The sequence below is a fragment of the Treponema sp. UBA7570 genome (assembly GCA_002477955.1).
Classification (GTDB): Bacteria; Spirochaetota; Spirochaetia; order Treponematales; family Treponemataceae; genus Treponema_D.
This window is the reverse complement of the sequence record DLLE01000058.1, coordinates 1-5,740: the sequence shown is the minus strand read 5'-3', so window position 1 is coordinate 5,740 and position 5,740 is coordinate 1. Positions and strand designations below refer to the sequence as shown.

5 protein-coding genes are annotated in these 5,740 nt (G+C 39.7%); 1 reads left to right on the top strand and 4 read right to left on the bottom strand.

Annotated features, from left to right (window positions below; genetic code table 11):
• The 4 genes from B4N75_RS07695 to B4N75_RS07680 form a co-directional block, all read right to left on the bottom strand.
• A partial coding sequence (locus tag B4N75_RS07695; protein WP_296707058.1) for a DEAD/DEAH box helicase family protein occupies nt 1-2,348 on the bottom strand: 2,348 nt, incomplete at its 3' end.
• A 3-nt stretch (nt 2,349-2,351) separates the two neighbouring features.
• A complete protein-coding gene (locus B4N75_RS07690) occupies nt 2,352-2,747 on the bottom strand; it encodes a PIN domain-containing protein (protein ID WP_296666712.1) in 396 nt (131 codons plus the stop codon).
• A complete protein-coding gene (locus B4N75_RS07685; protein ID WP_296666709.1) occupies nt 2,747-2,986 on the bottom strand; it encodes a hypothetical protein in 240 nt (79 codons plus the stop codon). Before B4N75_RS07685 ends, B4N75_RS07690 begins: the two co-directional genes overlap by 1 nt.
• Before the next feature lie 33 nt (nt 2,987-3,019).
• A complete protein-coding gene (locus B4N75_RS07680) occupies nt 3,020-5,050 on the bottom strand; it encodes a site-specific DNA-methyltransferase (protein ID WP_296707056.1) in 2,031 nt (676 codons plus the stop codon).
• 159 nt (nt 5,051-5,209) lie between these two features.
• Here B4N75_RS07680 and B4N75_RS07675 point away from each other — a divergent pair, with 159 nt between their 5' ends.
• The gene (locus B4N75_RS07675) at nt 5,210-5,533 is read left to right on the top strand and encodes a helix-turn-helix domain-containing protein (RefSeq protein ID WP_296018885.1); all 324 of its coding nucleotides are present in this window, start codon (nt 5,210-5,212) and stop codon (nt 5,531-5,533) included.
• Nucleotides 5,534-5,740: the final 207 nt, after the last annotated feature.

Here is a 5,740-nt window from a genome sequence, read left to right as displayed (position 1 = left end):
TTGTTTTCCAAAGTTTCAGTATTTTTTCCGTCAATATTTATAAGTTTTTCTTTTTCCGCCGCAAAACATTCTGAAAACGGAACGAGCTTAAAATCGCTTCCCACAAACGGATTGTCGTAGCTTTCAAGATTTTTCTGGCAATACAAGAAGAATTCTTCAAACATTTCCAAAATTTTTTTGTTCGGAATGTCGGAAAATTCCGCGTCGCGTTTCAAAGTGATTTTTATGTCCTTTATAAAGCTAAAAAAATCTTCCGTGCTGCAGATATTGAATTTATTGCGGAGATTCTCAAAGCTGAAATATGACGCGGGATTCGTGTTCAAAACGTGCATTGCCTTTGTGTAGATATTTCTGTAACCGTCTATAAAATCTGCAAATGTAAAAGTTTCTGTAAAAATATTCTGAGAGTCCGCAGCCAAAAACTCTTCGTCACCGCCTTGAAAATTTACGGCTCGGATATTTGAATACAGTGAAGTCGTCAGGTCGTGTTCAAAAGGCGGAATATTCTTGAAGTCATCGGGCAAAGTTCGCAATCTTCGTTCTGGATTTTCCTTCCGCTCGTTCACAAAAAGATAAAGTTTTTCAAGTTCTTTTCTTGAATTCTCCTTTATGCGGAAAGTTTTCTGCGTTCTTGTGTCGCTTATAATTCCAGTGCGCTTAAGCTCCTGCGAAAGCTCGCTTATATATTTAACATCATCGTCGCTATGGAAATAAAATTCCTCTAGAATTCTAAGCTCGTTCTGCAAATCATTGTCAAACTTGCGGCGGCTCTTTTCCTTGCCTTCATATTCAAAAGGAAAATACCGCACGCCGCGCCCGATAAGCTGAACTTCGCTTGTTGTGCTGCTTCCGGCTTTTTTGCTTTTAAAATCCGTGTCGCGCCCGGAATACAGACGCACAATATCGTAAAGGTTCAGAACGTCCCAGCCTTCCGTAAGCCGCTGAACTGTAAAAATCGCCCTTATGTGGTTTGCCGAATCCTCAAGGCTGTTCAACAGGCGGTCAGTTTCGCCGTCGGTCTTTTCTTTTTTTGTCTTGTTGGACTTGCTGTTCGTTATGATTACATTTCGCTCGCCGAAATTTTCCTTTATAAACTGCGCCACCGTGCCATAGGAAAATTGATTTTTGTTCATATAACCGTTTATGCGCTCAAAGATTTTTCCATCCAGGTTGTATGCATCAGAAATATCGTCCGTTCCCGGCTCGAATGGATTCATCTTTTGAGCCGAAGAAATTCTCTTTATAAAATCAAAATCGTCAGCAGTTACATTTTTGCACAGTTCAAGGAATTTCTGATAGTCGGACTTTGACTCATCAATCGTCTTGCTGCGAAACAAGATTACTGGCTTAAAATTTGCAATTCCGTATTTAAGCGCGATTGAATATCTGTACCAATTTAAAAGCAACGCCTGCAAAATGCGCTCTTTTGTCTCAAGATTTGAGCGAACAAGACGGATATGCTTTGTGCATCCGGCTTCAACAAATTCTTTGAGCGCGAATTTTGTGATTATCTTGTCTTCATATTTTTTCTGAGCGGCTTCGGTCTCCGGAATCGTCGCGGTGAATTCCAGAAGCACATTTTTATTCTGCCCAGCAGATTTTCCGCCCTTGTTCAGAATGTAATGACAAACTGTCGTTTCCCAGGAGCGTTCAACGTCCTCATCTTTTGAACTGTCTTTCAACTCGCCCAAAAAAGAGATGTCGGAAAAAGTTCCGTTTTCCTCGCTTGCATAAGAAGCGGAAACGGCAGAATTCTTTTTCAGTGTCGCCGCATTCAGGTGATGAGCCTCATCGCCAAGCAAAACAATGTCGCGCTTTTGCAAATCCGAAAGCAGAAGGGAATTCTCACTTTCCTTGTAGATGTCGTTGTGAAGTTTCTGGATTGTCGTGAATTTTATCTGGACAGTCTGCGCATCGCAGGAACTGCTGAACATCTCGACTTCCTTGAAATTCAGCGGCACACCGTCAATCACAACATTTTCCTTAAAAAGATATTTGCTGTGGTTTTTGTCTATAAAATTCGCCTGAGTTTTTCCAAGAATCGCATTCTGGTTCACAAAGAAAATAAAATTGCGGAAGCCCTGCTTGTAATAGTAAAGAATCAGAGCCGCCATAATCAGCGTTTTTCCGCTTCCTGTCGCCATATTGAACATAAGATGGTTCGGCGGCAACACGGCTCCTTTTTTTGTCTTGATTGAGCGCGTTCTTTCGTTTATAAGAAAATTTTCCAGCGCGGTTTTCTGCCACTCATAAAGCGGAAATTTCAGGTTGTCCGTTATGTATGAAGGAATTTCGTAATCTTCGGGATATAGCGTGTCTTTCTGATTTTCAATTATTTCGTAAAGCATTGTTTAAATATTCCAGTCGTCCAGTTGCAGTCCGTCAATACGGATAAATTCACGTGTATTATGCGTAACAAGAACTGCGCCTTTATTTAAAGCTGCCGCCGCGATAAATAAATCATTTGCACCAATTTTGTTTCCTTTCACTTCAAGTTCTTTTCTGATTTTCGCGTAGGTATAGGACATCTCATCTGCAAAAGGAATCACTTCAAACAGTTCTAAAAATTGTTTTGTCCGCTCAAGAGTTTCTGTTTTAGTACTTTTGTATGCTCCGAGCAAAAGTTCCGCTTTTACAACAACAGGAATTTTTATTTCATTTAGAGGAATTGACAGAAAACGACTCCGCACACTTTCCGAAAGATTCCGAAGAAAATCTATGCAAGTATTTGTGTCAAGAAAATACATTATATAATCTTCCTTTCTGCATCATCGGAAAGCAGAGGCTGAGAAGGTCTCACAAAAGAGCTGTCATCTATTGAGCCGCATAAAGTCGCTAGCGTATTCCTCTTGTTTTCTTCCATCTGAAAAGCCGGGTTGTCATATTTCAAGATAAACTGCGCGAATTGCACGACAGCCTGAATTTTGCTGTCAGGAAGTTCATTTATAATGTCAATCGCTTCTTTTTTTAACGTCAAAGTTTCCATGAGTCCGCCTCCTAAAGTTGATTATACATCATTTTAGTCGTTCTTCAATCTGTAAAAATCTTCGGTGAATGCGATATCGTTTTGGGCAAGTCCAGCTGTGGTGTCGTGGCGGTCGGAGACATTCAAATAAAGCTGATTTAAGTCCAGCATGCGGATGAACATTTCTTTTTGGCGTTCAAGCGGGAGAGAAGCAAATTTCCCACTGGTCACTACCTCGTTTCTGAATTCCTTTACGCGAACGTTGTAATGAAGAAAATATTTTTTGCTCAACGTGTCGAATATTTTTACTAGCTCACAAAGATTTTTGCATGAGGAAATAAGCTTTGCCGCACGCTCGTTTTTCTTTGCAAGCTCCATATAGACAAACGAGCCGCCGCCTTGCCAGCCCACGGATTTTGAGATTCCGCCTTGTTCTCCGCAGATTACTTTTTTAAGCCGCTCAACAGCAACACTTTCGATGTAGTCCATCTGCTCAACACCGATATACTGGCGGCTCATTTTATGCGCGACTGCGGCGGTTGTTCCACTGCCCAAATGGTAATCAAGCACGATGTCGGAAGGAGAAGTGGAGATTTGAAGAAGTTGCTTAATTAAAGATTCTGGCTTTGGACTATTAAAATTTTCTCTTCTAAATCCAAGTTTTTCTAATTCTGTTTTCGCAGATTTTAATGAGCCTTGTTCAAGCAACAAATTATTAAAAAGTTTTCCATCGCCTTTTTTATAATCTTCTCTATATTTTTTCACTTTAAATATTCCATTTTTAATTTCATATTTTTTTAATTTTACGATGTCTTCCATTGTTTCTCTTCCTAAAGTCCATCTTTTTCCTTCTGGCGGTAAAAAAGTTCCTTCTGGAGTTTTTATTTCAAATTTCATGGTCTTTCGTTCATAATCACCATCATTTGTTTTAATTGGAACTTCTAAATTATACCCTCCATTCTCATCAGAATAATCATAACGACGTTTAAAATCTAAAATATTTATGGATACTTCATTTATATTCTTTGCATACATTAGAATTGATTCTGTTATTGTTCCAATTCCATCTTGTGTATTGCTAGCGTTTCCTTTTTTTCTCCATGTCAGTGTTGTAAGATAATTAGTTCTCTTAAAAATCATATCCATCAAAACCAATAAATAGCCAAACTCAGGTGAATTTTGTAAATCACTTGGAGAATTATCAATTTGTACAAAAATCACTCCATCTTCCTTCAGCAGTTCCCTCGCAACTTCCAGACGGTTTTTCATGAACGTGAGCCAGCTTGAATGATTGAAGTTGTCGTTGTAGGCAAAGCCGTCGTTTCCCGTGTTATACGGAGGGTCAATATAAATCAGCTTGATTTTTCCGGCGAATCCCTTTTTGAGCGAGTGCAGCGCAAGCAGGTTGTTTCCTTTTATTATCAGGTTGTCGGTGATTGTGTCGTCGCTAAGTCCGCGCTTTCTGTTTATTTCGGCATTGCGCTTAAGATGCGAGGTTTCGGCAGGCTCAACTGCTTCATTTGAATTACGCTCAAATCGTTTTGCTTTGCAGAATGCCTTCGGGCTAAAAAGATTGTCGATTTCGTCCTGGGCCAGAATCTCGTTGTAAAAAACTTCGCGTCGTTTTGATTTCTTTTCTGTAAAATCCTGGAGTTTTTCGTCCCATTCAAAATATGCGTCAAGACCGTCCTCTTTGCTCTGTCCGCCTTCAAGCACGCAGTCCTTGAACGGAAAATTCAGCACGACTTCGCTTCTGTCTGTAAGCGCGGAATCTCCAAAGTAAAGCCCGATTTTCTGCCCAAGATATTTTGAATACGAGTTGCAGCCGCTTGAATATTCCAAAATCTCCTTGAATTTTGCGCTCTCAAAAACAAAACTGTCCAGAACAGGCTTGAAGAAAACCTTTTTTGTGGCGGCATTTTTCAGCAGAGGCGCAAGAAGTTTTTCATCTCCGTTTTCCGCCGCATTTTTTATTATGTTGAGCTTCAGCTCTCCGCCCTGAGTTACAAAATCAGGAACAGTCTTTAATATTTCTTCAATTTTTGATTTTAGCGCGTTTGTTTCCAGTGAATCAGTGAATGGCATTTTACGCTCCGAAAGGTAACTAAAAGCGAAATTATTTAGCTAAATAATTATAAAATTCGCTATATGATTTAACTATCGGTTATAAAAGTTGCCGCTTTAATTAAATTTACTATCACTTCGTTTATTCATTCTAACTTTCAGCGAATTTAAACTGACAAAATGAATAAGGATGAATTGAATAAACTTTATATTGAAAATATAAAAAGAATCAGAACAGAAAAAAAATTAAGCCAAGAAAAACTTGCAGAGCTTTCAAATTTAAGCAGTCCGTTTATCAGCGACATCGAAAACGGCAAGAAATGGGGTTCTTTTGAAACCTTAGTTTCCATTGCAAACGCGCTTGAAGTTGAGCCTTACGAGCTGCTGCTTCCGCCAAAAACAAACGTTTCCTACGACACAAAACGCACCCAGGAGCTTATGAAACGCCTGCGCTCAAATTTCAGCGAGCTTGTTGACACAATGGAAGAATTTTTGAAGAAATAATACTATTTTTTTAGAACTTGCATCTCAACTACCTAGATACTTGCATCGCAGTTTCCTAGCTAGTTGCGCCGCAACTTCCATGGTAAATACGACTCAAGTATCTGGGTAACTTTGCCGCACATCAGTTGGAGCTTTTCTTTTTTGCCCAGGAGCGTCCGAACAGCTCGCCGCCACCGGCGTAAAGTTCTATTGCCGTATGATTTTCGA

Excerpts from the sequence above, each read along its gene's own strand:
- B4N75_RS07690 (WP_296666712.1), bottom strand. The coding sequence starts at position 2,747 with ATGTATTTTCTTGACACAAATACTTGCATAGATTTTCTTCGGAATCTT.
- B4N75_RS07685 (WP_296666709.1), bottom strand. The coding sequence starts at position 2,986 with ATGGAAACTTTGACGTTAAAAAAAGAAGCGATTGACATTATAAATGAA.
- B4N75_RS07680 (WP_296707056.1), bottom strand. The coding sequence starts at position 5,050 with ATGCCATTCACTGATTCACTGGAAACAAACGCGCTAAAATCAAAAATT.
- B4N75_RS07675 (WP_296018885.1), top strand. The coding sequence starts at position 5,210 with ATGAATAAGGATGAATTGAATAAACTTTATATTGAAAATATAAAAAGA.